Source organism: Corynebacterium sp. LK2510 (genome assembly GCF_040946405.1).
In the GTDB taxonomy this organism is placed as follows: Bacteria; Actinomycetota; Actinomycetes; order Mycobacteriales; family Mycobacteriaceae; genus Corynebacterium.
Genome location: NZ_JAYWLR010000006.1, coordinates 26,363 through 51,628 on the forward strand (window position 1 = coordinate 26,363; position 25,266 = coordinate 51,628).

The window sequence follows — 25,266 nt, forward strand, 5'->3', positions numbered from 1 at the left end:
TTATTCAGTGGAAAAGAGGATTTCGTGAGGATTGCAGTTCTCGGTGGCGATGGGTTTTGTGGCTGGCCGGCCTCTTTGCACCTGTCAGACATCGGCCACGAGGTGGCCATCGTCGACAACCTGTCGCGCCGGAAGATCGACGAGGAGCTCGGTGCGGAATCGCTGACTCCGATCGCGACGATCAATGAGCGCCTCGCCGCGTGGAAGGAAGTCTCCGGCAAGGACATCGAGTTCCGCAACATTGACGTCGCCCAGGACTTCGAGGGACTGCTGGACTTCATCCAGGAATTCCGCCCGGATGCTGTCATCCACTTCGCCGAGCAGCGCGCGGCACCGTACTCGATGAAGAACAACCGGACGAAGCGCTACACGGTGGACAACAACGTCAACGCCACGCACAATCTCCTCGTCGCCATCGTCGAGTCGGGCCTCGACGTCCACGTCGTTCACCTGGGAACGATGGGCGTGTACGGCTACGGCACCGCCGGAATGACCATTCCCGAGGGCTACCTCGACGTCTCGGTGACCACCGAGTCCGGCGAGACCGTAAACCAGCAGATCCTTTATCCTTCCAACCCCGGTTCCGTGTACCACATGACCAAGGTGCTCGACCAGAACCTGTTCGCGTTCTACGCGAAGAACGACGAGCTGCGCATCACCGACCTCCACCAGGGCATCATCTGGGGCACGCACACCCCGCAGACGCAGCGCGACGAGCGCCTGATCAACCGCTTCGACTACGACGGCGACTACGGCACCGTGCTCAACCGCTTCCTCATGCAGGCAGCCGTGGGCTACCCGCTCACTGTCCACGGCACCGGCGGGCAGACCCGCGCCTTCATCCACATCCGCGACATGGCGAAGTGTATCCAGATCGCCGTGGAGAACCCGCCGGCCCGCGGCGAACGCATGAAGATCTTCAACCAGATGACCGAGACACACCGGGTGCGCGACCTCGCCGACCTGGTGGCGCGCATCTCCGGCGCGGAGGTTGCCCAGGTGCCGAATCCGCGTAAGGAGTCGGCGGAGAACGAGCTGCACGTGTCCAACGACACCTTCCTCGATCTCGGCCTGGAGCCGACGCACCTGGCCGAGGGTCTCCTGCTCGAGGTCGAGGACGTGGCGAAGAAGTACGCCGACCGTGCGGACCGCTCCAAGATCCCCGCGCGCTCCCTGTGGACTGCGCAGCAGGCGGAGGGCGTCCCCGCCGGCGAGAAGTAGATGCGCATCGTCGTCATCACGGAGGTTTTCCTGCCGAAGATTGACGGTGTGGTCACCCGCGTCACCCGCACCTTGGACCAGCTGGCAGAGATGGGCCACGAGGTACTCATTGTCGCCCCGGGCTCTCCCCCGCCAACCTACGCCGGCTTTGACGTGGTGAGGGTGCCCTCCGTTCCCTTCTGGCCGATCTACCCGGAGATCGGGGCCGGGCTGATCACTCCCGGCCTGTTCCGCGCGATCAGGTCTTTCCGGCCGGACGTGGTCCACGCGGTCAACCCGATGTGGATGGCGGGCTTCGCCTCCATCGTGGCGAATCGGATGGGCCTGCCGATTCTCGCTTCTTTCCACACCGATGTGCCCGAGTACACGGTGCGGTTGGGCGCGCGCTGGCTGGAAAAGCCCTCCAGGTTCGGCATCCGCCTGTTCCACGGCCAAGCCCAGGTCAATTTGGTTACCTCCGCGCCCATGCTGGACAAGGCGAGAGAGTACGGGATCCCGAACGTGCAGATCTGGCCGAAGGCCGTCGACACCGTCGGCTTCCACCCCGCCAAGCGCTCCCGTGAGACCAGGGCAATGCTTAGCGACGACCACCCGGACGCACCACTGGTCCTCTTCGTCGGCCGCCTCTCCGCGGAGAAATCCACAGCCCGCACCCTCGGGATCATGGAGGCGCTGCGCGAGCGCGTCCCCGATGCGCGCCTCGCGCTGGTCGGCGACGGCCCGCAGGGTGAGGAGCTGCGCAGGACAATGGACCGCGACTGGATCACGTTCACGGGCTATCTTTCCGGCGAGCAGCTTCATGCGGCCTACGCCTCCGGAGATGCTTTACTGTTTCCCTCCACAACCGAGACCCTGGGGTTCGCGGCGCTGGAGGCCTTCGCCTCCGGGGTCCCGGTCGTGGCCGCCCGCGCCGGCGGGCTGCCATACGTCATCGAGGACGGCGAAACCGGCTACCTGGTGGACCCGGACCTGCCCGACACCGCGTGGGTTGATCCACTGGAGAGTGTGCTGACCGATCCGCGACGGCGGGATGAGATGTCCCGCGCGGCACGCAGCGAGGCCTGCGCGTGGACGTGGCGCGCAGCAACGCAGCGCCTAGTTGAGCTCTACGAACAGGCGCAGGCCGCGAAACAGTAGCGCCGCCTACTCCAACTAAGAACCGGTGGGTGCGGGGAGGTTGCCCTCCTCGCACCCACCGGTGGTGTCGCCAAGCGTGAGCTAGCGGATGTCCTGCGGTGCCGTGCGCTCCGGGTAGATGTCCGGGCGCACTCCCGCGATGTCCTCAACGATGCGAACCACCTGGTGGGAGTAGCCGTACTCGTTGTCGTACCAGACATAGAGCACGAGGTGGTTGCCGGAAGCGATCGTGGCCAGACCATCGACCACACCAGCGTGGGTCGACCCGAGCAGGTCGGTGGACACGATGTCCGGGGAGTTGACGTAGTCGATCTGCTGGCGCAGGTTCGACTCTGTGGCCACGCGGCGGAGGAACTCGTTGACCTCGTCCTTCTCCACCTCGGTCTCCAGGTCGAGGTTGAGCACGGCCATGGAGACGTCCGGCGTGGGCACGCGGATGGCGTTGCCGGTGAGCTTGCCCTCGAACTCCGGGAGAGCCTTGGACACGGCCTTGGCCGCACCTGTCTCGGTCAGAACCATGTTGAGGGCGGCGGCGCGGCCACGGCGCGGGCCCTTGTGGTAGTTATCGGCCAAGTTTTGGTCGTTGGTGTAGGCGTGGACGGTCTCGACGTGTCCGTGCTTGACACCGTAGCGGTCGTTGATCACCTTGAGCACCGGGGTGATGCCGTTGGTGGTGCAGGATGCTGCGGAGATGACGTGGTCAGACTCGTCGGTCGTGATGTCGGAGTGGTTGACGCCGTAGACGATGTTGCGCACATCGCCCTTGCCCGGCGCGGTGAGCACTACGCGGGCAATGCCCTCGGCCTCGAGGTGCTGGGACAGGCCCGCACGGTCGCGCCAACGACCGGTGTTGTCCACCAAGATGGCGTCGTTGATGCCGTACGAGGTGTAGTCGATGGTGGTCGGGTCATCCGAGTAGATCATCTGGATCGGGGTGCCGTTGGCCCAGATGATTTCCTTGTCGTCTTCGACGGAGATCGTGCCGTGGAAGGAACCGTGGACGGAGTCGCGCTGCAGCAGCGAGGCGCGCTTGTGGATGTCGTCGTCGCCCTTCTTGCGCACAACCACGGCGCGCAGGCGCACGCCGCCGAACACGCCTTCGTGAGCGACGAGGATGCGTGCGAGCAGACGGCCGATGCGACCGAAGCCGTAGAGCACGACGTCGCGAGGCTCGACCTGGCTGGCTCCGCCGATCACGTCCTTGAGCTCCTCCTCGAGGTAGGAGCGCAGGTCCTTACCCTCGGTACGGGAGAAGCCCTCGGCTAGACGGCCGAGGTCGATCGATGCGGTGCCGAGGTTGAGCTCAGTGAGCTCCTTGAGGATGGGAAGCGTGTCGTCGAGAGGCAGCTCGCGCTCGACGATGCGGCGCCCGTAGCGGTGCGCCTTGATGACATCGACGTCTGTCACGCCCACCAGAAGACGACCGTAGATAGAGGTGGCGACGCTGTTCTCGCGGTGCAGGTGGCTAATCAGCGGAACCATCTCCTGAGCCAGCGTCAGGTTGTGGTTCCAGTTGCGGGGGTGAGTCGTTGTGTCAGTCACAGTCGTCCTTTTCTGGTGCGATCGGGGGTACGCAAGCGCTCTCGAGTTTAGCGGGAGCGCCGATTCGGGCACTTTTCGACGCCCGTTTACATCGTTTCGGGGGTAGTCAGCACCGCGCGATACCCAGCCGGGTCCGCCTCGGGGGCGAACTGAGCATCCTGGGTTTTGTCCACGAGCACCGCACGCACGCCTTCCGCGAAGTCCGGCTCGCGCGAGACCATCGCACCTAAGACGCGCTCATTTTCGAGCGCCGTAGCCAGGTCAACCGACGCGTTGGCCTGCATCAGCTCGGCGGCCGCGACCAACGCCGACGGAGAAGCCTGCTGTGTCAGCTCGTCGGTAAGCTCGCGCAACTGGGGGTGCGCGTCGAGCGCGGCGCGGATCTGCCGCCACGATCCGATGAACACTTCGTCGACCTCCTCGAACCACCGCGCGAGCTCGGACTGCTGCGCTTCGGTGGTGAATTCGGCGGAATCAAGCACGCCGAGCCCCTCTTCCGCGATGCGCTCTGCCAGTCCGTCGACGCTGGCGGTTTTGTGGGTGGCGAACCCGGTGGCAAGCATGTCGTCCGGGGTGAGCCGGTAGCCGGTCAAGGCCAGGAAGGTGCCCAGGCCCTGGGAAGGGTGCCCGGGAAGGTTCTGCAGGTGCCAGCTCATGCCAACGTCCGTGATGTAGCCGATGTTCATCTCCGGCATGGAGGCAAAAGCACCCTCGGCAACCACGACGTGGGAGCCGTGGGCGGACACACCTAGACCCCCGCCCATGGTGACGCCCTTGAGCAGTGCGATGTAGGGCTTGGGGTAGTTCGCGATATCCAGGTTCATCGCGTACTCCTGCGCGAAAAACGCGTCGACCTCCTCGCCGTTGCCGGCGAGGATGCCTTCCCGTGCGGAGCGCACGTCACCCCCGGCGCAGAAGTGCTTGCCCGACGACTGGATGACAACCTGGGTGATGGCGTCGTCTTTGCGCCACGCGTCGAGAGCTTCGCCGATCAGCGTGACCATCTCCCGGTTCAGGGAGTTCAGGGCCTTTGGCCGATCGAGGGTGATGATGCCTGTGGTGTTGACTACCTTGGTCTGGACGGGTTCACTCATGCACCCAGCGTCCCACAACACCGCCTCGCCCACCACGAAAATAGATATGTCTTCGATCGATTTCTCCCAGCCCGCCGACGTCGTCGCCCCGCAGCTTCTCGGCTGCGTCGTCAGCCACGGCGGGGTTGCCGTCCGGATCACGGAGGTGGAGGCGTACTTGGGCGCGGACGACGCCGCGTCGCACACGTTCAACGGCAAGACCGCCCGCAACGCGGCGATGTTCGGCCCACCGGGGAAGTTCTACGTCTACCTCTCCTACGGCATTCACTACAACGCCAACATCGTCTGCGCCCCGGACGGCATCGGCCAGGGGTGCTTGCTGCGGGGCGGTGAGGTCATCTCAGGAGAAGCGGTGGCCAGGCAGCGTCGCCAACGCCCGGAGCGGGCGCCGATCGAGTTCCACAATCTCGCCCGCGGCCCAGGCAATCTCGGGCAAGCCCTTGGTCTGGCACTGACGGACAACGGCGCCGATGTCCGCTTGCGCGGGCGGGCGGCGGAACCGGACTGGGTCGCCGGGCCGCGCATCGGCATCAGCAAGAACGCGTCTGCGCCGCTGCGGTTTTGGATTCCGGGCGACCCGACGGTGTCGACCCCGCGGGGCCGGCCCCGTTAGGACTTCTTGTCCTTCTTCTTTTTCCGCTCCAGCTTCGCGGCCACATCGGGCACGTAGTTGAATTCGTTGCGCGGCGGACGCTTGTAATCGTCGCCCTTGGGGCGCTCGGGGATCACGGGCAAGTCGTTTTCCACGTGCTCGTACGGGATCGTCGAGAGCAGGTGTGAGATGACGTTGATGCGCGAGCGCTTCTTGTCCTCGCTCTCCACTGTGAACCACGGCGCAGACGGGATATCGGTGTGGACAAACATCTCGTCTTTCGCGCGGGAGTACTCCTCCCAGCGGCTGATGGACTCGAGATCCATCGGGGAAAGCTTCCACCGGCGCAGCGGGTCCTCCCGGCGCGACTGGAAGCGGCGATACTGCTCCTCGTCGGAGACGGAGAACCAATACTTGCGCAGCATGATGCCGTCTTCGACCAGCAGGCGCTCCACGATGGGCGCCTGGTGGAGGAAGCGGCGGTACTCCTGCGAGGTGCAGAACCCCATGACGCGCTCCACGCCGGCGCGGTTGTACCACGAGCGGTCGAAGATGACGATCTCTCCGGCCGCCGGCAGGCGCTCGATGTAGCGGGCGAAGTACCACTGTGTCTTCTCCCGCTCGGTGGGTGCGGGCAACGCTTCGATGCGACACGTGCGCGGGTTGAGGTACTGAGTGATGCGCTTGATTGCCGAGCCCTTGCCCGCGGCGTCGCGGCCTTCCATGACGATGACGATGCGCGCACCTGTCTCGACGACCCACTGCTGCATCTCCACCAGCTCAGCTTGCAGGCGCAGCAATTCCTTCTCGTACGCCTTCTTCGACAGTTTCGGCGGTCTCTTGCTGCTGCTCATAGGGTTAATCTACCTTGAACTCCGCCATGGCATCCCACTCGGTCTTGCCCTCGATGACGGTGTTGATGATCTCGGGGGTCGCCTGGAGCAGCGTGGGGAACAGCTCCGTCGCCTTCTCAAAGTGCGCGGAGTTGACGTGTGCCTCGGCGGCATCGTCTTTGAACCCCTCGACGAGGATGTATTCGCCGGGGTTGTCCTCGTTGCGGTACCACTCGAAGAACAGGCAGCCGTCTTCGGCGCGGGTTGCCTGCGTGAACTCGTCGACAAGCTCGCGGAAGTTCTCCGTGTACTCGGGCTTCGGGGTGAATCTCACGTTGATCAGGATCATGCATCCCACGGTACTAGGCTCCGATTTCAGCGGGGCGGGATGTATAAATGGATGTTGAACAATATTGTGGTTGGGGCCACAACTCGTGGAAAGAGAGGCTGCATCACTATGAGCACAACCATCGACCTCAACGCTGACCTCGGAGAGACCACCGCGGGAAACCCCGTCGCCGATGACGCCGCCATGCTGACTATGGTCTCCAGCGCCAACGTGGCCACCGGCTTCCACGCGGGCGACCCCCACTCCATTGCGGGCACGCTTGGCGACGCCGCCCGCGCCGGCGTCGTCGTCGGCGCCCACCCCGCCTACAACGACCCCGTTGCCTTCGGCCGCCGCTTCGTGGACTACGCCCCCGCCGAGCTTGCCGACGAAGTGCTCTACCAAATCGGCGCCCTCGACGCCCTCGCGCGCGCCCAGGGAACGAAGGTCAGCTACGTCAAGCCGCACGGCGCGCTCTACAACACCATCGTCCACCACCCCGCGCACGCCCAGGCCGTCATCGACGCCATCAAGGCATTCGGCGATCTGCCTGTGATGCTCCTGCCGGGTGGCGTCGCCGTGGACATCGCAGAAAAGGCCGGCCTGCGCGTCATCCGCGAGGCGTTTGCGGATCGCGGCTACAACCCCGACGGCACCCTGGTGTCGCGCCGCGAGCCGAACGCTATCCTCCACGATCCCGCCCAGGTGGCCGAGCGCGTCCTCCAGGTCGCGGCCACTGGCTCGGTGACAGCTATCGACGGCTCCGAGCTCAAGGTCGCGGCAGAGTCCGTCTGCGTCCACGGCGACTCCCCCGGCTCCGTCGAGCTGACCCGCAGCATCGTCGCCCGCCTTGCCGAAGAGGGCATCGAGATCAGGAGCGTCCTGTAAATGACTTACCCTTCTGCCGAGATCAAGCGCGTCGGCACGCGCGCGCTCATCGTGGATCTACCGGACCTGGATGCCGTGATGGATTGGCATTCCGCGTTGTCCAGCGACCCGCTCGAGCACCAGACCGACGTTGTCGCCGCGGCCCGCACCGTACTGGTCACCTTCGACTCCCCTACCGCCGCGACGCGGGCCGCCGACCGGCTGCGCTCGTTCCAGCCGGGGCGCGCCGAGCGCGCCACCCCGCGCGACATCGAGATTGAGGTGCTCTACGACGGGGCGGATGTCGAGGAGCTCGCGGCGTCGCTCAGCATGAGCCGGGCCGAGCTGATCGAGTGGCACACCTCCACCACGTGGGTCGCCGCCTTCGGCGGCTTCGCCCCGGGGTTTACCTACTGCGTTCCCGAGGATTCCTCGCGCGCCCTCGACATCCCGCGGCGCTCCTCGCCGCGCACGGAGGTCCCGGCTGGTGCGGTCGCGCTGGCGGGAGACTTCTCCGCCGTCTATCCGCGCGTGTCCCCGGGCGGCTGGCAGCTCATCGGCACGACGCGCACCCCAATGTGGGACTCGGAGGCCACGCCTCCCGCGCTCGTGGCCCCGGGCGACCGCGTACACTACGTCGCCGTCGATGCCCTGGCACCGAGCGAGTCCTCTAAGCGCCGCCAGCGCGACCGGCCGCCGCGACGTCCGATCCTCACCATCGACGATCCTGGCCTGCAGACGCTCTACCAGGACCTCGGGCGTCCAGGCAACGGCAACCTCGGCGTGACCCCCTCGGGCTGCGCCGACCGCGCCTCGTCCGCCACCGCGAACGCTGCGGTGGGCAACACTCGCACTGCCACTGTGCTGGAGAACATCGGCGGGGCGAGGTTGACCGCGCTCGCGGAAGCCGTCATCTGTGTCACCGGCGCCGATGCCGAGGTCACCGTGGACGGGCGCCCCGCCCTGCTGGCCACGCCGGTTATTGTCCCGGCTGGTGCGGAGGTGGTCATCCGGCCGCCGTCGATAGGCATGCGCAACTACATCGCGGTGCGCGGCGGCCTCGTCGCCGACACTGAGCTGGGCTCCACCTCCGCCGACATGCTCTCCGGACTCGGCCCCGCGCCCCTTCAGGCCGGCGACACCGTCGCACTGTCACTGACCCGGCCGCAATCCACGAACGCTGGGCTAACCAACCCGTTGCGCGTCACCCGCGAGGGCGTGGACACCGTCGGCGTCGTGCGCTGCGTGCTCGGCCCCCGCGACGACTGGTTCTCCCGCGAGGAGGTCGAGCGCTTCCTCTCCACGACGTTTACGGTTACGGCACGGGCGAATCGCATCGGCCTGCGCCTGGAATCCGACACGCCCCTTGAGCGCGAGCACGTCGGGGAACTGCCGTCGGAAGGCATGGTGGCCGGGTCGGTGCAGATCCCACCATCCGGCCAACCCGTCCTTTTCCTCCGCGACCACGCCGTGACCGGCGGCTACCCCGTGATCGCGACCGTGATCAGCGAAGACGTCGACATCGCAGCCCAACTCCCACCCGGCGGCACGATCCGCTTCGAGCTCTACTCCCTGTAAGGACCTCCCCATGAAACTCAAAGCAGTACTGATCGCCAACCGCGGCGAAATCGCCGTGCGCATCGCCCGCACCGCCCGCGACCTCGGCATCCGTTCCATCGCCGTATACTCCGAACCCGACACCGGCGCACTGCACACGCAGATCGCCGACGAGGCGTACCTCCTGCCTGGCAAAACGTCCGCGGAGACGTACATGAACATCCCTGCCCTGATCGACATCGCGCACCGCGCCGGCGCCGACTGCCTGCACCCGGGATACGGCTTCCTCTCCGAGAACGCCGACTTCGCCCGCACCGTCCAGGACGCCGGTCTGACGTGGATCGGCCCAGCGCCTGAGTCGATCGAGCTGCTCGGCGACAAGCTCGCCGCCCGCAGCGTCGCCGTCGAGGTGGGAGCCCCGCTCGCACCCGGCACCTCCGAGCCGTTGGAGACGTGGGAGCAGGCCCGCGACTTCGCCGCCGAGCACGGAATGCCCATCGCGATCAAGGCCGCTTTCGGCGGCGGCGGACGGGGACTGAAGGTCGTCTTCGACGAAGCCGACATCGAGGAAGGGTTCAACTCGGCCGGCCGCGAGGCGCGCGAGGCCTTCGGCCGCGGCGAGTGCTACGTGGAGAAGTTCCTCACGCACCCGCGCCACGTCGAGGCGCAGGTCATCGCCGACACCCACGGCAACGTCGCGGTGTTGGGCACCCGCGATTGCTCCACGCAACGCCGCTTCCAGAAGCTTATCGAAGAGGCCCCGGCACCGTTCCTCACCGACGAGCAGCGCCGCAGCATCGAGGAGGGCGCCCGCGCCATCTGCGAGAAGGCGGGCTACGTCTCCGCAGGAACCGTGGAGTACATCGTTTCCGAGGACGGCACCGTCTCCTTCCTCGAGGTCAACACCCGCGTCCAGGTGGAGCACCCGGTGACAGAGGCCGTGACCGGCGTGGACATCATCGCCGAGCAGTTCCGCGTCGCCGCGGGCGAAAAGCTCTCCTTCGCCGGGACCGACCCGGAGATCTCCGGCCACGCCTTTGAGTTCCGCATCAACGCCGAAGACGTCACCAACGGCTTCGCCCCCTCCCCCGGCACCATCACGCGTTTCGACGTCCCCACAGGTCCGGGGGTGCGCATCGACACCGGCGTGCGCACCGGCACCACCATCCCGGCCTACTACGACTCGCTCATGGGCAAGCTCGTCGTCTGGGGCCCGGACCGGGATACCGCGCTGCGCCGCGCGCAGCAGGCACTCGCCGAGTTCGCTATCGAGGGCGTGCGTTCCGTGCTGCCGTTCCACCGCGACATGGTCACCGCACCGGAGCTCACCGGCGATTCCCTCGAGGTCTACACCGACTGGGTGGACCATAACTACACGCCGTCGGCGCGCCAGCAGGTCGAGGATATTGGGCACATCTACGACGAGCGCGCCTCCATCGTCATCGAGATCGACGGCAAGCTCCACACCATCGGCATCCCGGTGGCGTTGCTCAACTCAGGTGGGCCTGCCGCGCCTGCTGACTCCCCCGCTGCCGGAACCGATTCCGCGAACGCGGTGACATCGAAATACGAAGCGACGATTGTTGAGTGGCTGGTCTCTGACGGGGACAAAGTTGCCGCGGGAGACGCGATCGCTACTATCGAGGCAATGAAGATGGAATCCACCATCACGGCCCCGCGCGGCGGCACGATCTCTCTCGCCGCCGCTCAGGGCGAACGCGTCACGGCGAACGCGACGATTGCGACCATCGCCTAGAAAGGTTTCTATGCTCCCTCTCACCGTCGCTGACCAGCTGCGTCAAGCCATCTCCGACGGGGAGTACGAGCCTGGGCAACGCTTCAACGAGGTGCGCTTGGCGGCGGAGCTAGCCGTCTCGCGCAACACGCTGCGCGAGTCTCTCTCGCTGCTGGTCTCCGACGGGTTGTGCGAGCGCATCCCCAACCGCGGGGTATTCCTTGCCACGCCGTCTGCCGCCACGCTTGGCGACGTCTTCCGCGCCCGCGCCGCCATTGAACCCGCTGCCATCCTGTGGGGCGAGGACCTCCCCGTCGATGCCCTCGAGGACAACGTCCGCGCCGCCCGCGCGGCACTGGATGCCGGCGAGCTGGGCGACGTCGGCCGGCTGAACCAGAAGTTCCACCTGCGCATCGTCGCCGCCACCGGGTCCTCCACCTTGGAGTCCACCATGTCGCGCATCGCCGCCTACATGCGGCTGTCCTTCCTCACCGTGATCAAGCACGTGCCGGACTTCCACGCGCCCTACATCGACAACAACGCTGCCGTCGTGGCGGCGCTGCGCGACAATGGCCGCGAGGACGCCGCCCACCTGCTCCACGGGCAGATGCTGCACACCTTCGACGAGGTCGACGCCCTGCTGCGCGAACACGACCCCGCCTACCTGTCTTAGGGCACCTGGTAAAAACTGTCCCGGATGTCGGTGACGAGCATCTTGCCCGGGGAATGGCAGATGGCCAGATCCGGTGTGGAGTCCATCACCACCGACTGCGGGGTGACTCCGCACGCCCAGAACACGGGAATCTCGCCAGGAGCGATGTCGACGGCCTCCCCGAAGTCAGGATTGTCCAGATCGGTGATGCCGATCGCGGCCGGGTCCCCGACGTGGACCGGTGCGCCATGCACCGCCGGGTAGCGCGATGTGACCCGCACGGCGTCAGCGACCTTAGCCGCCGGGATCGGGCGCATGGACACAACCATCGGTCCGGAGAACACCCCTGCTGGTGCGCACGGGATGTTCGTGCGGTACATCGGGACGTTGCGGCCCTGCGCGATGTGGGCGACGGGCACGCCAGCTTGGAGGAGCGCCTGCTCGAAAGTGAAGGAGCAGCCGATGAGGAAGGCGACGGTGTCGTCGGTCCAATAGGCGGTGGCGTCCGGGGTTTCGTCGACAAGCTTGCCGTGGCGAAAGATCCGGTAGGACGGAATGTCGGTGCGAATGTCCCCGCCGGGAAGGAGCTCTGAGGATAGCTGTCCCGATTCGAGCACCCCGAGGACCGGACAAGGTTTGGGGTTGCGCTGCGCGAACAGGAGGAAATCGAAGGCGTACTTTTTGTCCAGGGCGATGAGGTTCGCCTGGGCGTACCCAAGCGAAAAGCCCGCTGTTGTCGCAACAGACGTGTCGCGAAACAACGCGCGGGCTTGCGCGGGGCTCATCGAGCGAGGCTCAACTGTGGGGCTCATGCCCCCGAGACTACGCCCAGAGCTGTGCCAGGCCGGTGAGCGACCTCGCACCCATGTAGATGGTGATCAGCAAGACAATGGCGCCGATCACGATAAGCCAGGTGGGGTACTTGTAGCCGTGGAGGAGGTCCGGGCGGCGCCATGCGGCCCACAGCACGACGGCGAAGCCGATAGGCAGGATGAGGCCGTTGAAGGCGCCGGCGAAGATGAGCAGGGTCTGCGGCGCCTGACCCAGCAGGAGGTAAAGCACCGTGCAGACCGCGATGAAGGCCACGGTCAGCAGGTTGCGGGTTCGAGCCGGGGTCTGCTGGGTGGTGATGAACGACACCGAGGTGTAAGACGCGCCGATCACGGACGACAGGCCGGCCGCCCACAGCACGAGGCCGAAGGCGCGGAGGCCGAACTCGCCGGCTGCCTGGTAGAAGGCGTCCGCCGCGGTGTTGTCCTGCGACAGCGCCACGCCCGTGGACACCACGCCGAGGACGGCGAGGAAGAGCAGCACGCGCATGATGCCGATGACCACGATGCCCATGATCGAGGAGTTGCTGATTGACTTCAGGTTGGCCACGCCAGAGTTGCCGGAGTCGATGAGGCGGTGGACACCGGCGAAGGTGATGTAGCCGCCGACGGTGCCGCCGATCAGGGTGGTGATGACGAGGAAGTCGACCTCTGCCGGAAGCACGGTCTGCTTCAGCGCCTCGCCCACCGGGGGCTGGGAGACGATGGCGACGTAGAGCATCAGCAGGATCATGATCGCGCCGAGGGCGACGACAATGCGGTCAAGCGCCACGCCTGCGCGCTTGGACAGGAAGACGAAGATGGCGATGGCTGCCGAGATGGCACCGCCGATCTTCGGATCGAGGCCGAACATCGCGTTGAAGCCGAGGCCGGTGCCGGCAATGTTACCGATGTTGAAGACGACGCCACCGATGAAGACAAGCACCGCGAGGAACCAACCTAGTCCCGGGAGCACGCGGTTGCCCAGCTCGTTGGCGCGCAGCCCGGAGATGCCGAGGACGCGCCAGACGTTGAGCTGAATGGCGATGTCGACGAGGATCGACAGGAGGATCGCAAACGCGAACGCGGCACCCAGCTGGACCGTAAACACGGAGGTCTGGGTGAGGAAGCCCGGTCCGATCGAGGACGTGGCCATCAGGAAGACGGCGCCGACGGCCGGCCCGATTCCGCGGGAGATGGCAGGAGCGGAGGAGTTGTCGGTGGTGTCGGCGCCGGCGGTGACCTTGGTGGATCCGCCGTCGGGAGTCGTGAAAGCACTCACTGTGACGCCCCTTTCATGAATTGTTGAACGTGATGGGAGAAATATTAGGCCACAGGGTGTGAATCACCACTAGATCGCGCCACGATTTACCCCCGCGATCGTTCAACAATAAGGAACACTTTTATGCGCATCCAGGAGGTGCTTCCGCGCACAAAAGCGACGTTTCTTGCGCGCTACCGCATAATCACACCGTTCAACTGCCACGTCCCCTCGGGGGTAGACGCTACGACTCGAGAGCCTCACCAAGCTCGAGCCACTCCATCTCCCACTCGTCGCGCTGCTCCCTGATCCCGCCGAGCTCGCGCGTCGCGGCAGCGATCGCTTCGAAATCCGGGGCCGGCTGTCCCGACATCTCCGCGATGGTGGCCTCCTTCGCCTCCGCCTGCTCCTCAGCGCGGGCGATGCGGCGCTCGAGCGCGTTCATCTTCTTGCGGATCTCTCGCTCTTCCTGGGAGCTCAAGCCCGATTGCTTATCGACGCCCACCTTCTCCCGCGCCTGACCAAGATCGAGCGTGCCGCCCGTGGCGGCTGCCGCCGCCCGGCGCTCGATGTACTGCTGGATTCCTCCAGGAAGGTTGGTCAGCGTGCCGTCGCCGAACAACGCGTAGGTGGTATCCGCGATGCGCTCGATGAGGTAGCGGTCGTGGGAGATGACCACGAGCGTGCCCGGCCAGTTGTCCAGGAGGTCCTCGAGTTCCTGGAGCGTGTCAATGTCGAGGTCGTTGGTCGGCTCATCAAGCAGCAGCACGTTCGGCTCGGACATCAGCACGCGCGTGAGCTGGAGGCGGCGCCGCTCCCCTCCCGAGAGATCCTTGATCGGGGTGCGCTGCCGCTTCGGCGAAAACCCCAACCGCTCGGCGAGCTGTGCGGCCGAGATGTCGCGGTTGCCCAACTGCACGTAGTTGGCCACGTCCTCCACTGCGTCGAGGACGCTGCGCTCCGGGTCCAGGTCGTCGAGCTCCTGGCGCAGCCACCCGATGCGGGTCGTCTGCCCCTCGATCCTTTTTCCGGCAGTAAGCGGGTACTCGCCTGCGAGTGTACGCAGCAGCGTCGTCTTTCCGGAGCCGTTCACTCCCACCAAGCCGATGCGCTCGCCCGGCGCGAGGCGCCATGTCAAGTGCTCGACGAGGGTGCGCCCGTCCGGTGCGTCGATGCGCGCGTCTTCGAGCTCGATGACGACCTTGCCCTGGCGCTGCCGGGAGAACGACATCAGCTTGACCTTGTCGCGCGGGGCGGGCACGTTGGCGATGAGCGCCTCGGCTGCCTCGATGCGGTAGCGCGGCTTCGACGTGCGAGCCGGGGCGCCGCGGCGCAGCCACGCGAGTTCCTTGCGGGCCAGGTTCTGGCGGCGCTGCTCCATCGCGTCGGCCTGGCGGGCACGCTCGGCACGGGCGAAGGTCCAGTCGTTGTAGCCGCCCTCGTAGACGTCCACGACACCGTCGTGAACCTCCCACGTCAGCCCTGCCACCGTGTCAAGGAACCACCTGTCGTGCGTGACCACGACGACGGCGAGCTTTCTGCTCATCAGGTGGTCCGCCAGCCACTGCACGCCCTCGACATCGAGGTGGTTGGTCGGCTCGTCGAGCACCACGAGGTCCAAGTCTTGAACCAAGGCGGCGGCGAGGTTGACCCTGCGCCGCTCGCCGCCGGAGAGGTTGCCCACCGGGGTATCCAGGCCCAAGTCGACCACACCCGTTCCCTGCAGCACCTCGCGGACCTTGGCGTTCGAGGCCCACTCGAACGTCTGTAGTCCAAGCGGTTCCACGACCGCCTGGCCCACCGTCAACGCCTCGTCGAGGTCGAAGCGCTGGGTCACCACCGCCATGCGCAGCCCCGAGGCGTGGGACACGCGGCCAGAGCCGGGTTCCTCAATACCGGTAAGGACCTCGAGCAGGGTCGTCTTGCCGCCGCCGTTGACGCCGACGATGCCGATGCGCTGTCCCGTCTGGACGCCGAGCGAGACGCCGTCGAGAAGCGTTTTCAGCCCCCAGGTCTTCGAGACGTTTTCGAGATTGATCAAGTTAGCCATAGGCCTCCCATCCTATTGCCTTATGCGCTCACGCCAGCAGGCAGTTACGCGAAGAGCTGCGTTGCAGCATCGCGACAATATGCGCGCACGCCAGCGCGTCGGAATCCGCGCGGTGGTGCTCGAAAGAAAAGCCCGGGGCGCAGTAGGACGCGACGGTGGGCAACCTGTGGTTTGGCAGCTCCGGAATCAGCCTGCGGGCTGTGCGGCACGTGCAGTAGAACTCCTCCGGGAACGTACCCGTGGAGTAGTAGCGGTCCAGCCCGCGCCACACGGACGCGTCGAAGGTCGCGTTGTGGGCCCACACCGGCACCCCCTGCACGAACTCCCACACGCGATCCGCAATGTCGAACCAGGTTGGTGCGTTTTCCACATCACCCCGGTAAATGCCGTGGATGTGGGAGAACTCGAAAGCGATGTGCTCCTCCGGCGGGCGCAAGTACGTGCAGAAAGTATCCACGACCTCCCCGCCTGAGATTTTGACCAGGCCGACCTGGCACGCGGACGCCCCACCGATCCGGTTCGCGGTCTCGAAATCGACCGCGACGAACGTGTCGCTCAGCAACGCCGCACGTGTGGGGATGTAGACCGATGCTGGTCTAGTACGCGACCGCGTGGGGGCAGGGATGACGTCGGCGGAGCCCACAACTGGGGCGCCGTCGAGGAGACTGCGCAAGGCACCGGTGATGTTCATGCCGTCAATGTATTCGCCAACCCCGACACCAGATGCAACGTCTGTTCGAATTAGAGGAGGGCGGCTCCGGGAGACGGGCCGGCAGCGGCGAACGCCTCGTAGTTCGGGAAAGCTACGCTGAGCTCGCGCAACACCGCGTCCGCGTGGCGCTCGTCCTCGCACAGCACCGCAACGGTGGGGCCAGAACCAGAAACAATCGCGCGCAGACCGGCCTCCCCGGCCACCACGACGAGCTGGCGCAGCTGCGGGCGCATCCGCACCGCCGCCGCCTCCAAATCGTTGTGCAGCACAGGGGCGACCGCGGCCGGGTCACCCGTTAGCAGCGCCTGCGACAAAGCAGAAGTGTCGAGGTGCGGGACGAGGGAGGCGGAGTTGTGCCGAAGGTCGTCGAGAAGCGAAAACGCCTTTCCCGTTGGCAGGCCGAGGCGGGGGTTGATGAAGACCCAGTGGTAGCTTCCGCGGGCCATAAGCTCCACGAGCTCATCGCCGCGGCCGGTGCCGAGCGCGACACCACCCATCAGGCAAAACGGCACGTCTGCGCCGAGCTGGCCGGCAATTCGCTCGATGGCAGCATGCTCGAGCGGCGCGTTGCCGAAGTGGGCGATGTAGGCGTTCGCCGCGACGAGCGCCGCCGCCGCATCCGCGGACCCGCCCGCCATGCCACCGGCGACAAACACGGGCTTCTCCACCACAATCTTCACCGCGGGCAGCGCGACGTCCGCGTGGGGGTACTGGCGGCGGTACTCCTCCACCACCGCGTCGACGGCGCGCCACGCCAGGTTGCACGCGTGGTTGATGTCCTCGTGCGGTTCTTCTACCTCGAAGAACGTGGACATGCCCGTGACAACCGAACCGCTGACCACAGAGCGCATCTCCGGGTTCACCAGCAGGCGCACCGTCTCGCGGCGGTCCACAGCCTGGAACACGGTGACTAGGTCGTGGTAGCCGTCGCTACGCGCCTCCCCCACACCCAAGTGGAGGTTGACCTTGCTGGGAGCGGTGGCGGCAAACTCATGAGACACGGGCGCGCCCCAATCGTACGAAGTCGTCGACAGAGAGCTTCTCGCCGCGCAGGCCTGGATCGATCTCGGCTGCGCGCAGGGCCTCCTCGGCTGCGGCGGGAGAGCCGTACACACCTGCCAGTGTCGAGCGCAGGGTTTTGCGGCGCTGGGCGAAGGCGGCGTCGATAAGCGGGAAAACCACCTCGCGCAGTTCGGCCGGGTACGGGCGGAACGCCTCAATGCGCACCAACCCGCTCTCGATGTTGGGGGCCGGCCAGAAGACGTTTTTGCCGATCAATCCGGCAAACGACACCAACCCGTAGAACGACGCCTTCACGCTCGGCACGCCGTAAATCTTGCTTCCCGGCTTCGCGGCGAGGCGGTCCGCGACCTCATTTTGCACCATGACGAGCACCGAGCTTATCGACGGAAACTCCTCCAGCAGGTGCAGCAGAACCGGCACCGACACGTTGTACGGCAGGTTGGCCACGAGCGCAGTGGGTTCGACATCCAGATCGGCTCGGACGACCTTGAGCGCGTCAGTGTTGATGACCGTCAGCCTGTCCGCGGTCTCCTGCGGCGCCCGCTCCCCCACCGTCTGCGTGAGGCGCCCGGCGAGGCGGGAGTCGATCTCGAGAGCGACGACTCGCTGCGCCTGCTCAACAAGCCCGAGAGTCAGCGAGCCCAGTCCCGGACCGACCTCGACGACGATGTCGTCGGCGGAAAGCTTGGCTTCGCCGACGATGCGGCGCACCGTGTTCGGGTCGTGGACAAAGTTTTGGCCGAGCTTCTTTGTGGGCACCACGTCAAGCTCGCCAGCGAGCTCGCGGATCTCCGCAGGCCCGAGGAGGTGAACACCAGTCATGTCCGCCTACGTTAGCAGGGCTTTAGCGCAGTCCCAGCTTGGCGGTGCAGGCCGGCCACGCGCCCCAGCCCTGTGCCGCCTGAGTCTTTTGTGCGATGGCGATCTGCTGCTCGCGGGTGGCTTGGTCGGCGGTCGGGGCGTACGCGGTGCCGCCGTACGCGGCCCAGGTCTGCGGATTGAATTGCAGGCCACCGTGATACCCATTGCCGGTATTGATCGCCCAGTTTCCACCGGACTCACACGCGGCGATGGCATCCCACACGGACCCACCAGCGACGGCAGGAGCGGATGCTGCCGCCGTGCCGGGCTTGGTGCCACGCACGATCGTCGCGGGCACGGCCGGGCGGGTCTCCTCCGCTTCGAGCTGCTCAACAGACTCAACCTGGCCGTTCACCACAATCGTTCGTGTGGTCTGCGCACGTTCACCTGGAGTGCCGGGGGTGCGGACCTCTTCGACGCCCTGCTCGAGGGAGGCGTCATCAATGTAGGTGGCGGGAGCGTCGAATTCAACGGTCTCGGTGGTGTTGATCTCCTCGACACGGTCGATGCGGATCTCCAAGTTCTCCGCCATCGGCGCGTCGAGCGGCAGGCTCACGCGGTCGTTGGTGTCTACCGCGATTCCGCGGGAGGCGAGCAGCTCACCGACGGTCTTCTTCGCCGCCGCCGTGTAGACGATGTTGCCACCATCGTTAATCGCGACGATCTTCGGCGTCGTGATATCGACTGTCATGCCGTCAGTGACCGGCTGGTCAAGATCGACATCAGCGGCAGCGGCCGCGCTGACACCAGCTTCGCCGATGAGATCCGCAACGGTGGCCGCGGTGGAGCTGAGCTGCTGCTCAGCGCCGTCGACAACCAAAGCAACGGGCTTAGCGGTACGCACAGTGACGAGGTCGCCGCTTGCCACCGTCTCACCGAGCGCCGGATAGACAAGGTCCTTCGCACCTACCTCGACGCCCGCGGCCTTGAGAGCACCCTCGACGTCAGCGGAGAAGGTGCGCACGGTGGCGGCTTCACCGTTGACATCGACAGTGACGTTCTTGGAGGTCGCGGCAGCCGTGGCAGCGCCACCGACGATGACCGCACCTGCGAGACCACCAGCAGCAAGGCGCTTGGCGGTGGAGGAGGTGTTGTTGATGCGCTGAGCGGACATTCGTTACTTCCTAAAAAGTCTCGGTTTCATCACGATTGGGTTAAGGCTACGCCAAAAGCGCACGTCGGGCTAGTTCGCCACACCACAAAGCGCCACAGAAATCACATTTGAAACGTGCGTCAACTCCCCTCCCTCGACACCTGCACTAACGCGCCTGTAGCCTGCGTCACATTTCCTTGACAGCGAACACGCGGGAGAACGTCTCCCCCACCTCGCGCGCCAAGGTTTCCACGTCGACGCCGCGCGCCTCTGCCACAACTGCCGCAGTGTGCCCGATAAGAGCGGGCTCGTTGCACGCGCCGCGGAAGGGCTCCGGAGTCATGTACGGGGCATCCGTCTCGATGAGGAGCTGGCCCGCCGGCGCCAGCCGCGCCGCCTCCCGCAACTCGTCGTTGCGCTTGAAGGTCACGTTCCCGGCGAACGAGAGAACGTATCCGCGCTCAATCGCCTCCCGGGCAACGTCAAGCGGCGAGGAGAAACAGTGCAGCATGACCTCGCGCGGGCGCGGCGCGTCCGCGAGGATGCGCAGAAGCTCAGCATCACCTTCGCGGTTGTGGATCATCAACGCTCTGTCTGACTCCACCGCGAGGTCGATGTGCCAGCGCAACGCCTCCTCCTGAACGTCCAGTGGCGCGGTGGATTCGGGATCGTGCGTCAGCCAATAGGTGTCAATTCCCGTCTCTCCAATGGCCACGCAGTTCGGATCATGGGCCATCTCCGAAAGCCGCTGCCGAGCCGAGTCGTCGAGCTCGTGGGCGCGAGTCGGGTGGATCGCACACGCGGCAAACACCCTTTCATGGTGCTGTGCTGCCGCGAGCGCGAGCTCCGCCTCCTCCAGGCCGTCACCGACGGTGCAGATCCGCTCAACACCGGCGTCGAGAGCGCGTGCGACGGCGGCATCAATTTCATCTGCTGTGCGCGCGCCGGCCGAGGCGAGGTGCGTGTGGGCGTCGACAAGCCCGGGAATGCGGGCAGCGGGAACTGGGGTGGGGCGAGGCTTCTTCTTTGACATGACTCCCCAGCATATGTGCGCCTGCCTACCCCGCCAGCTCGTCCTCGATGTACAGGCGGCGCGAGGCGACAACACCCAGCAAGCCCATGATGATCGCCAAAACGATCAGCGCAATGAGAATCGGGGTGTACGACTGCACGATGCCGTGCACCACACCCACCAGAAGAGGTCCGGCGGCCGCAATCGCAGACCCGAACGGCTGCACGAACCCGGCCAGGCGCGCCGTGGTCAGCGCGTTGCGGGTCCGCGACGGGATCAGCGCAATCGAAAGCGGGAAGCACCATCCGCCGAGACCGAGCAGGCAGCACCACAGAATCGGCGCGGCTGCGGGAGCCACGAGGATACCCACATACCCCGCCGCGGTCAGAGTGCCGAAAAGAAGGACCAGCGGCGTCAGGCTGTAAAAGCGTTCAACCACGGTAGGCAGAGTCAGACCACCCAAGGCGGCAAGCAGCCCGATGCATGCGAGGCCGATAGTGGCCACGGAGTCGGACACGCCCTGCTCACCCAAAATGGACGGCAGCCACCCCAACTGAACGTAGGCGTTCATCGACTGCAGTCCGAAAAAGAGCATGAGCGCGACGGCAGTGCGCGAGCGGTAGATCGACAATTCGGGCGCCGAGTCGACGGGGGTGACAACGCGGGGAGTGTCGAAGCCCACCCGAATCAGAACGATCAGCCAGACGATAAGTTGGATCGCGCCGGCGATCGCCCACACACCCAACGACACCTGCCAGGAGTCGGTGATCAACGCCGACAACGGGCCGATCGACGCGGACAGGCACACGAAAACCGAGTACACCGTGGTCAGGGGAACCATGTAGCGGCCAGCGTATTTCTTGATCCACGCCGGTCCCAGCACGTTTCCCACAGCGATACCCGCTGCCACCGCAAACGTCGCGACGACGAACGCGGTAATCGTCGGTGCGAACGGGCGCAGCGCCAGGCCCATCGTCATCACGAGCGCGGCGCCGCTGAGCGCAGGTGTCAGGCCCACGCGGCGCGCCGCCGGCACCGCGGTCAGCCCGACAATGCAGAACAGAAGCGCTGGCAGCGCTGTAATGATGCCGCCGACGGACGCGGGTGCGTCGTAGGCCGTGATGACGTCGTCAAGCACCGGCCCCACGGACGCCAACCCCGCCCGGAGGTTGATCGCCACCGTGATGACGGCGGCGAAGAGAAGGAGCGCTACCACTTACTGGACCCGAGCCCACTCGGGCCCGGTTTCGCCTAGCTCGGGGTCGAGCTTGGCCACCAGCGGCTTTGGCTTCTCCAGTGTCGTGCCCGGGACCACCGGGGTGCGCTTCCACACTGCCTGCTGAGAAGCGTAGTCACCGACAATGACCGGGTAAGTCTGCCCCTTCTCCGGCAGGTTCACGCCCACCAGCTCGCCGTCGAAGTCGTCGGTGACGTCCTCGATGCGCGGGACAGCCGCCCATACGCCGCTGCGGCCCAGGGTCTCGTGGACCTGCTGCGCAATGTGCGGCAGGAACGGAGTGAGCATGGCGTTGCAGTCGGCAACGACCTGCAGCGCCGTCCACAGCACAGTGGCCAAGCGCTCGCGCTGCGCGCTGTCCTTGGCCAGCTTCCACGGCTCCTGATCCGCGATGTACGCGTTAGCCTCGCCGACAACGTGCATGATCTTGGTGACCGCGTTCTTGAATTTGGCGCGGGAAAGCTCGTCACCGGCGGCCGCGAACGTCGACTCCGCCAGATCGAGGATCGCCCGGTCAGCCTCGGCAAGATCGGCCGGAGCCGGGACCTGGCCGAAGTTCTTGTGCGCCATCGACACGGTGCGGTTGACCAGGTTGCCCCAGCCGTTAGCCAGCTCATTGTTCACGCGGCGAACAAACTCGTCCCACGTGAAATCGGTGTCGTTGTTCTCCGGCCCCGCAACCGCGATGAAGTAGCGCAGCGGGTCCGCGCCGAACTCGGCGAGGAAGTCCTTAACGTAGATGACCACGCCCTTCGACGAAGAAAACTTCGAGCCGGACATGGTGAGGAACTCCGACGAGACGACCTCGGTGGGCAGGTTGAGCTCCCCAAAGGCGTGCTCGTTGCCACCCTTAGCACCCTTGCCCGCGTAGCCGAGCAGCTCCGCAGGCCAAATCTGGGAGTGGAAGGTGATGTTGTCCTTGCCCATGAAGTAGTAGCCGCGCGTGGCGGGGTCCTGCCAGAAATCCTTCCACGCGTCCGAGTCGCCGCTGCGGCGTGCCCACTCGATGGAAGCAGAGAGGTAGCCGACGACAGCGTCGAACCACACGTAGAGCTTCTTCGAGGGGTTGTCCTCCCACCCCTCCACCGGGATGGGGATGCCCCAGTCGATGTCGCGGGTCATCGCGCGCGGGCGCATGTCCTCGAGGAGGTTGAGGGAGAACTTCAATACGTTCGGGCGCCAGTCCTCACGGGTTTCGAGCCACGCCTTGAGGGCGTCGTGAAGCGCAGGCAAGTCAAGCATGAAGTGCTCGGTCTCGACGAACTCCGGCGTCTCACCATTGATCTTAGAGACCGGGTTGATCAGGTCAGCGGGATCGAGCTGGTTGCCGCAGGTGTCACACTGGTCGCCGCGGGCATCAGTCGCACCGCAGATGGGACAGGTGCCCTCGATGTAACGGTCCGGCAGGGTGCGGCCCGTTGACGGGGAAATCGCGCCCTGCGTCGTCTCCTTCACCATGTAACCGTTGGCGTACAGCCCCTTGAACAGCTCCTGCACGACCCCGTAGTGGGTCCGGGTGGTCGTGCGGGTGAACAGGTCGTAGGACAACCCCAGACCAGCCAAGTCGGTGACGATCTGGCGGTTGTAGCGGTCGGCGAGCTCCTTGACGGTCACGCCTTCTTTGTCTGCCTGCACGAGCAGGGGCGTGCCGTGCTCGTCGGTGCCGGAGACCATGAGGACGTTGTTGCCAGCCATGCGCTGGTAGCGGGCGAAGACGTCCGACGGAACGCCGAATCCTGCAACGTGGCCGATGTGGCGCGGTCCGTTGGCGTAGGGCCAGGCCACGCACACCAGGATGTTTTGTCCCGGCTGAGCTGTCTCTGGTGAATTCATGGTCTCCAGCATAAGCTATGGCCGCTTTCTAATTCGCACTGCGTCGTGCTTCGCGGGCCTTGCGCTCCCTGTTGTGGCGCCTCTCGATGGCCAGCCCGGTGGTCGAACCGCTTCGATTCCTTGCGGTCAAGGTAGATCACGTCGTTGGAAACGTCCTTGACTACGGCGAACATGAGAGCGATGAGGATGAACAGGAACGGGGTCGCCGCCACGATGGTGACCGACTGCAGGGAGTCGAGCGCGTCCTCGCCGCCGACGACCAGCAACGTCAGACCGACGAACGCGGTCCCCAGGCCCCAGATGCCGGCCAGCCACGGCGAGGCATTTGACTTGCCGTTCTGGGACATCGACGCCATCACGGTGGAGGCGGAGTCCGCCGAGGTGATGAAGAACGTGCCCAGCAAAATGACCGCGAAGACACCGGCGAGGAAGCCGCCCGGGAAGGTGTGCAGCAGGTTGAACAGCTGCTCCTCCGCGTTGCCTTCGCCGTAGATCGACTCGCCCGCCTGCTCGAGGCTGATTGCAGAACCACCGAAAATGGCGAACCACACGGTGGACAGCAGCGTCGGGACCAGCATGACGCCGAGGCAGAACTCGCGGATGGTGCGTCCGCGGGAAATACGGGCGAGGAACATGCCGACGAACGGGGACCAGGAGATCCACCATGCCCAGTAGAAGATCGTCCAGGAAGACAGGAAGTCGCCCGCAGTGCCGTCGGCGCTGGAGGCGGTGCGCCCGGCCATCATGAAGAACTGGTCAAGGTAGGACCCAATAGACGTCGGCAGCATGTTGAGCAGGTTGACCGTGGGGCCGACGACGAAGACGAAAATGGCAAGAATCGCGGCGATGACCATGTTGAAGTTGGACAGCCACTGGATGCCACGGCCTACTCCGGACATCGCCGACAGGAGGAAGGCCAACGTCAAAACCGCGATGATGCCGACGGTCAGCTGCGTCGACGGCGAATCCACAAAACCGGAGGCCTGCAGGCCGGAGGAGATCTGGAGTGCGCCGAGGCCCAGGGAGCAGGCGGTGCCGAAGATCGTGGCAAAGATAGCGAAGCCGTCGATGACCTTGCCCAGCGGGCCGGATGCAGCCTTCTCCCCGATGAGAGGGACGAAGGCGCTGGACAGCAGCTGCTTGCGGCCGCGGCGGAACGTCGAGTACGCGATGGCCAAGCCGATGATGGCGTAGATGGCCCACGGGTGCAGCGTCCAGTGGAACATGGTCTGCGCCATGGCCGTGCCCACCTCTTGGGGTTCGCGTCCGGGAACGCCGTCGCGGTACATGGCCAGCGGTTCGGAGGCTCCGTAGAACATCAGGCCGATGCCCATGCCGGCGGCAAACATCATGGCAATCCAGGATGCCGTGCGGAACTCCGGTGCTTCGTTGACCCCGCCGAGGCGGATCGAACCGAACGGCGAGAACGCGACAGCGAGGACGAAGAAAACGAACACGGTCCCGAATAGGACGAATGCCCAACCCAGGTTGGTGATCACCCAGTTGAAGGAAGCCGTGGAAAACGCGCCGAAGCTGTCCGCTCCGACGAGGCCCCAGAGCACCACTGCCGCGACCACGGCAACGAGCGGCACGATGATCGTCCAGTCGACGCGGGCGTTGTCATCGTCCGCTTCCGACACGATCGTTTCGTCTCCCCTTTCCTCGGGGGTGTGCTGATCTTTGGTTTCAATGAGCTCTGCAAGCTCGTCGGCTGCGCTTGTGTGCGCCACGCCAAACCACTCCTTTTAGTTGGGTTCTGGGTTTCTTCGAGGCAACTGACAATAAGTGCCAAATAAGCGCAAATCTATATGACAGTG

At 65.5% G+C, this 25,266-nt stretch carries 21 protein-coding genes and 1 pseudogene; 7 read left to right on the top strand and 15 right to left on the bottom strand.

The genetic code is table 11. From position 1 onward, the window contains the following. Nucleotides 1-24: 24 nt before the first annotated feature. Nucleotides 25-1,221, top strand: coding sequence for an NAD-dependent epimerase/dehydratase family protein (locus VVR41_RS04840; protein WP_368523825.1), 1,197 nt, complete (start codon nt 25-27; stop codon nt 1,219-1,221). Next, on the top strand, nt 1,222-2,358 hold the full coding sequence (locus VVR41_RS04845) for a glycosyltransferase family 4 protein (protein ID WP_368523826.1): 1,137 nt from the start codon (nt 1,222-1,224) through the stop codon (nt 2,356-2,358). It begins immediately after the preceding gene. Nucleotides 2,359-2,439: 81 nt separating this feature from the next. On the opposite strand, the gene VVR41_RS04850 is transcribed toward VVR41_RS04845, so the two are convergent. Both VVR41_RS04850 and VVR41_RS04855 read right to left on the bottom strand, forming a co-directional pair. Continuing rightward, nucleotides 2,440-3,840, bottom strand: a complete 1,401-nt coding sequence (locus VVR41_RS04850; RefSeq protein ID WP_409338277.1) for a glyceraldehyde-3-phosphate dehydrogenase — start codon at nt 3,838-3,840, stop codon at nt 2,440-2,442. 146 nt (nt 3,841-3,986) lie between these two features. Continuing rightward, nucleotides 3,987-4,994 (bottom strand): 3-hydroxyisobutyryl-CoA hydrolase, encoded by a 1,008-nt coding sequence (locus tag VVR41_RS04855; RefSeq protein WP_368523828.1) that lies wholly within the window; start codon nt 4,992-4,994, stop codon nt 3,987-3,989. A gap of 46 nt (nt 4,995-5,040) precedes the next feature. Between VVR41_RS04855 and VVR41_RS04860 the strand changes: the two genes are divergently transcribed. Further along, nucleotides 5,041-5,607, top strand: coding sequence for a DNA-3-methyladenine glycosylase (locus VVR41_RS04860; RefSeq protein WP_368523829.1), 567 nt, complete (start codon nt 5,041-5,043; stop codon nt 5,605-5,607). On the opposite strand, the gene ppk2 is transcribed toward VVR41_RS04860, so the two are convergent. Continuing rightward, nucleotides 5,604-6,440, bottom strand: coding sequence for a polyphosphate kinase 2 (gene ppk2 / locus VVR41_RS04865; RefSeq protein WP_321102924.1), 837 nt, complete (start codon nt 6,438-6,440; stop codon nt 5,604-5,606). The two genes, VVR41_RS04860 and ppk2, sit on opposite strands and share 4 nt — an antisense overlap. A gap of 4 nt (nt 6,441-6,444) precedes the next feature. Continuing rightward, complete coding sequence (locus tag VVR41_RS04870) at nt 6,445-6,768, bottom strand: putative quinol monooxygenase (protein ID WP_368523830.1); 324 nt, start codon at nt 6,766-6,768, stop codon at nt 6,445-6,447. Nucleotides 6,769-6,876: 108 nt separating this feature from the next. Between VVR41_RS04870 and VVR41_RS04875 the strand changes: the two genes are divergently transcribed. The 4 genes from VVR41_RS04875 to VVR41_RS04890 are packed head-to-tail and all read left to right on the top strand — an operon-like array spanning nt 6,877 to nt 11,579. Then, the gene (locus VVR41_RS04875) at nt 6,877-7,635 is read left to right on the top strand and encodes a LamB/YcsF family protein (protein WP_368523831.1); all 759 of its coding nucleotides are present in this window, start codon (nt 6,877-6,879) and stop codon (nt 7,633-7,635) included. Beyond that, nucleotides 7,636-9,192, top strand: a complete 1,557-nt coding sequence (locus tag VVR41_RS04880) for a carboxyltransferase domain-containing protein (protein WP_368523832.1) — start codon at nt 7,636-7,638, stop codon at nt 9,190-9,192. A gap of 10 nt (nt 9,193-9,202) precedes the next feature. Beyond that, a complete protein-coding gene (locus tag VVR41_RS04885; protein WP_368523833.1) occupies nt 9,203-10,927 on the top strand; it encodes a biotin carboxylase N-terminal domain-containing protein in 1,725 nt (574 codons plus the stop codon). 10 nt (nt 10,928-10,937) lie between these two features. Beyond that, nucleotides 10,938-11,579 carry a GntR family transcriptional regulator gene (locus VVR41_RS04890; protein WP_368523834.1) on the top strand — a complete coding sequence of 214 codons (642 nt, stop codon included), beginning with the start codon at nt 10,938-10,940 and terminating at the stop codon, nt 11,577-11,579. Here the strand turns inward: VVR41_RS04890 and VVR41_RS04895 are convergent. The 11 genes and pseudogenes from VVR41_RS04895 to VVR41_RS04945 all read right to left on the bottom strand — a co-directional run bounded on the left by VVR41_RS04895 (nt 11,576) and on the right by VVR41_RS04945 (nt 25,179). Further along, nucleotides 11,576-12,370 carry a putative hydro-lyase gene (locus tag VVR41_RS04895; RefSeq protein ID WP_368523835.1) on the bottom strand — a complete coding sequence of 265 codons (795 nt, stop codon included), beginning with the start codon at nt 12,368-12,370 and terminating at the stop codon, nt 11,576-11,578. The two genes, VVR41_RS04890 and VVR41_RS04895, sit on opposite strands and share 4 nt — an antisense overlap. Before the next feature lie 10 nt (nt 12,371-12,380). Continuing rightward, entirely contained in the window at nt 12,381-13,523 is a 1,143-nt protein-coding gene (locus VVR41_RS04900; protein WP_321102134.1) for an NRAMP family divalent metal transporter, read from the bottom strand. Nucleotides 13,524-13,872: 349 nt separating this feature from the next. After that, on the bottom strand, nt 13,873-15,678 hold the full coding sequence (locus tag VVR41_RS04905) for an ABC-F family ATP-binding cassette domain-containing protein (RefSeq protein WP_368523836.1): 1,806 nt from the start codon (nt 15,676-15,678) through the stop codon (nt 13,873-13,875). 28 nt (nt 15,679-15,706) lie between these two features. Next, on the bottom strand, nt 15,707-16,369 hold the full coding sequence (locus tag VVR41_RS04910) for a 3'-5' exonuclease (RefSeq protein ID WP_368523837.1): 663 nt from the start codon (nt 16,367-16,369) through the stop codon (nt 15,707-15,709). Nucleotides 16,370-16,419: 50 nt separating this feature from the next. Further along, on the bottom strand, nt 16,420-17,391 hold the full coding sequence (locus VVR41_RS04915) for a 4-(cytidine 5'-diphospho)-2-C-methyl-D-erythritol kinase (RefSeq protein WP_368523838.1): 972 nt from the start codon (nt 17,389-17,391) through the stop codon (nt 16,420-16,422). Continuing rightward, nucleotides 17,381-18,235 carry a 16S rRNA (adenine(1518)-N(6)/adenine(1519)-N(6))-dimethyltransferase RsmA gene (gene rsmA, locus VVR41_RS04920; RefSeq protein WP_368523839.1) on the bottom strand — a complete coding sequence of 285 codons (855 nt, stop codon included), beginning with the start codon at nt 18,233-18,235 and terminating at the stop codon, nt 17,381-17,383. Before rsmA ends, VVR41_RS04915 begins: the two co-directional genes overlap by 11 nt. 22 nt (nt 18,236-18,257) lie before the next feature. After that, the gene (locus VVR41_RS04925; protein ID WP_368523840.1) at nt 18,258-19,388 is read right to left on the bottom strand and encodes a transglycosylase family protein; all 1,131 of its coding nucleotides are present in this window, start codon (nt 19,386-19,388) and stop codon (nt 18,258-18,260) included. Nucleotides 19,389-19,554: 166 nt separating this feature from the next. Further along, nucleotides 19,555-20,400 carry a TatD family hydrolase gene (locus VVR41_RS04930; protein WP_368523841.1) on the bottom strand — a complete coding sequence of 282 codons (846 nt, stop codon included), beginning with the start codon at nt 20,398-20,400 and terminating at the stop codon, nt 19,555-19,557. 25 nt (nt 20,401-20,425) lie between these two features. Beyond that, nucleotides 20,426-21,595, bottom strand: a complete 1,170-nt coding sequence (locus tag VVR41_RS04935) for an MFS transporter (RefSeq protein WP_368523842.1) — start codon at nt 21,593-21,595, stop codon at nt 20,426-20,428. Beyond that, complete coding sequence (gene metG / locus VVR41_RS04940) at nt 21,596-23,449, bottom strand: methionine--tRNA ligase (protein WP_368523843.1); 1,854 nt, start codon at nt 23,447-23,449, stop codon at nt 21,596-21,598. A gap of 28 nt (nt 23,450-23,477) precedes the next feature. Next, a pseudogene (locus VVR41_RS04945) lies at nt 23,478-25,179 on the bottom strand (BCCT family transporter). Nucleotides 25,180-25,266 lie beyond the last annotated feature (87 nt).

Coding starts and splice junctions, on each gene's coding strand:
- VVR41_RS04845 (WP_368523826.1), top strand. CDS start 1,222: ATGCGCATCGTCGTCATCACGGAGGTTTTCCTGCCGAAGATTGACGGT.
- VVR41_RS04850 (WP_409338277.1), bottom strand. CDS start 3,840: ATGGTTCCGCTGATTAGCCACCTGCACCGCGAGAACAGCGTCGCCACC.
- VVR41_RS04855 (WP_368523828.1), bottom strand. CDS start 4,994: ATGAGTGAACCCGTCCAGACCAAGGTAGTCAACACCACAGGCATCATC.
- VVR41_RS04860 (WP_368523829.1), top strand. CDS start 5,041: ATGTCTTCGATCGATTTCTCCCAGCCCGCCGACGTCGTCGCCCCGCAG.
- ppk2 (WP_321102924.1), bottom strand. CDS start 6,440: ATGAGCAGCAGCAAGAGACCGCCGAAACTGTCGAAGAAGGCGTACGAG.
- VVR41_RS04870 (WP_368523830.1), bottom strand. CDS start 6,768: ATGATCCTGATCAACGTGAGATTCACCCCGAAGCCCGAGTACACGGAG.
- VVR41_RS04875 (WP_368523831.1), top strand. CDS start 6,877: ATGAGCACAACCATCGACCTCAACGCTGACCTCGGAGAGACCACCGCG.
- VVR41_RS04880 (WP_368523832.1), top strand. CDS start 7,636: ATGACTTACCCTTCTGCCGAGATCAAGCGCGTCGGCACGCGCGCGCTC.
- VVR41_RS04885 (WP_368523833.1), top strand. CDS start 9,203: ATGAAACTCAAAGCAGTACTGATCGCCAACCGCGGCGAAATCGCCGTG.
- VVR41_RS04890 (WP_368523834.1), top strand. CDS start 10,938: ATGCTCCCTCTCACCGTCGCTGACCAGCTGCGTCAAGCCATCTCCGAC.
- VVR41_RS04895 (WP_368523835.1), bottom strand. CDS start 12,370: ATGAGCCCCACAGTTGAGCCTCGCTCGATGAGCCCCGCGCAAGCCCGC.
- VVR41_RS04900 (WP_321102134.1), bottom strand. CDS start 13,523: ATGGCCACGTCCTCGATCGGACCGGGCTTCCTCACCCAGACCTCCGTG.
- VVR41_RS04905 (WP_368523836.1), bottom strand. CDS start 15,678: ATGGCTAACTTGATCAATCTCGAAAACGTCTCGAAGACCTGGGGGCTG.
- VVR41_RS04910 (WP_368523837.1), bottom strand. CDS start 16,369: ATGAACATCACCGGTGCCTTGCGCAGTCTCCTCGACGGCGCCCCAGTT.
- rsmA (WP_368523839.1), bottom strand. CDS start 18,235: ATGACTGGTGTTCACCTCCTCGGGCCTGCGGAGATCCGCGAGCTCGCT.
- VVR41_RS04925 (WP_368523840.1), bottom strand. CDS start 19,388: ATGTCCGCTCAGCGCATCAACAACACCTCCTCCACCGCCAAGCGCCTT.
- VVR41_RS04930 (WP_368523841.1), bottom strand. CDS start 20,400: ATGTCAAAGAAGAAGCCTCGCCCCACCCCAGTTCCCGCTGCCCGCATT.
- metG (WP_368523843.1), bottom strand. CDS start 23,449: ATGAATTCACCAGAGACAGCTCAGCCGGGACAAAACATCCTGGTGTGC.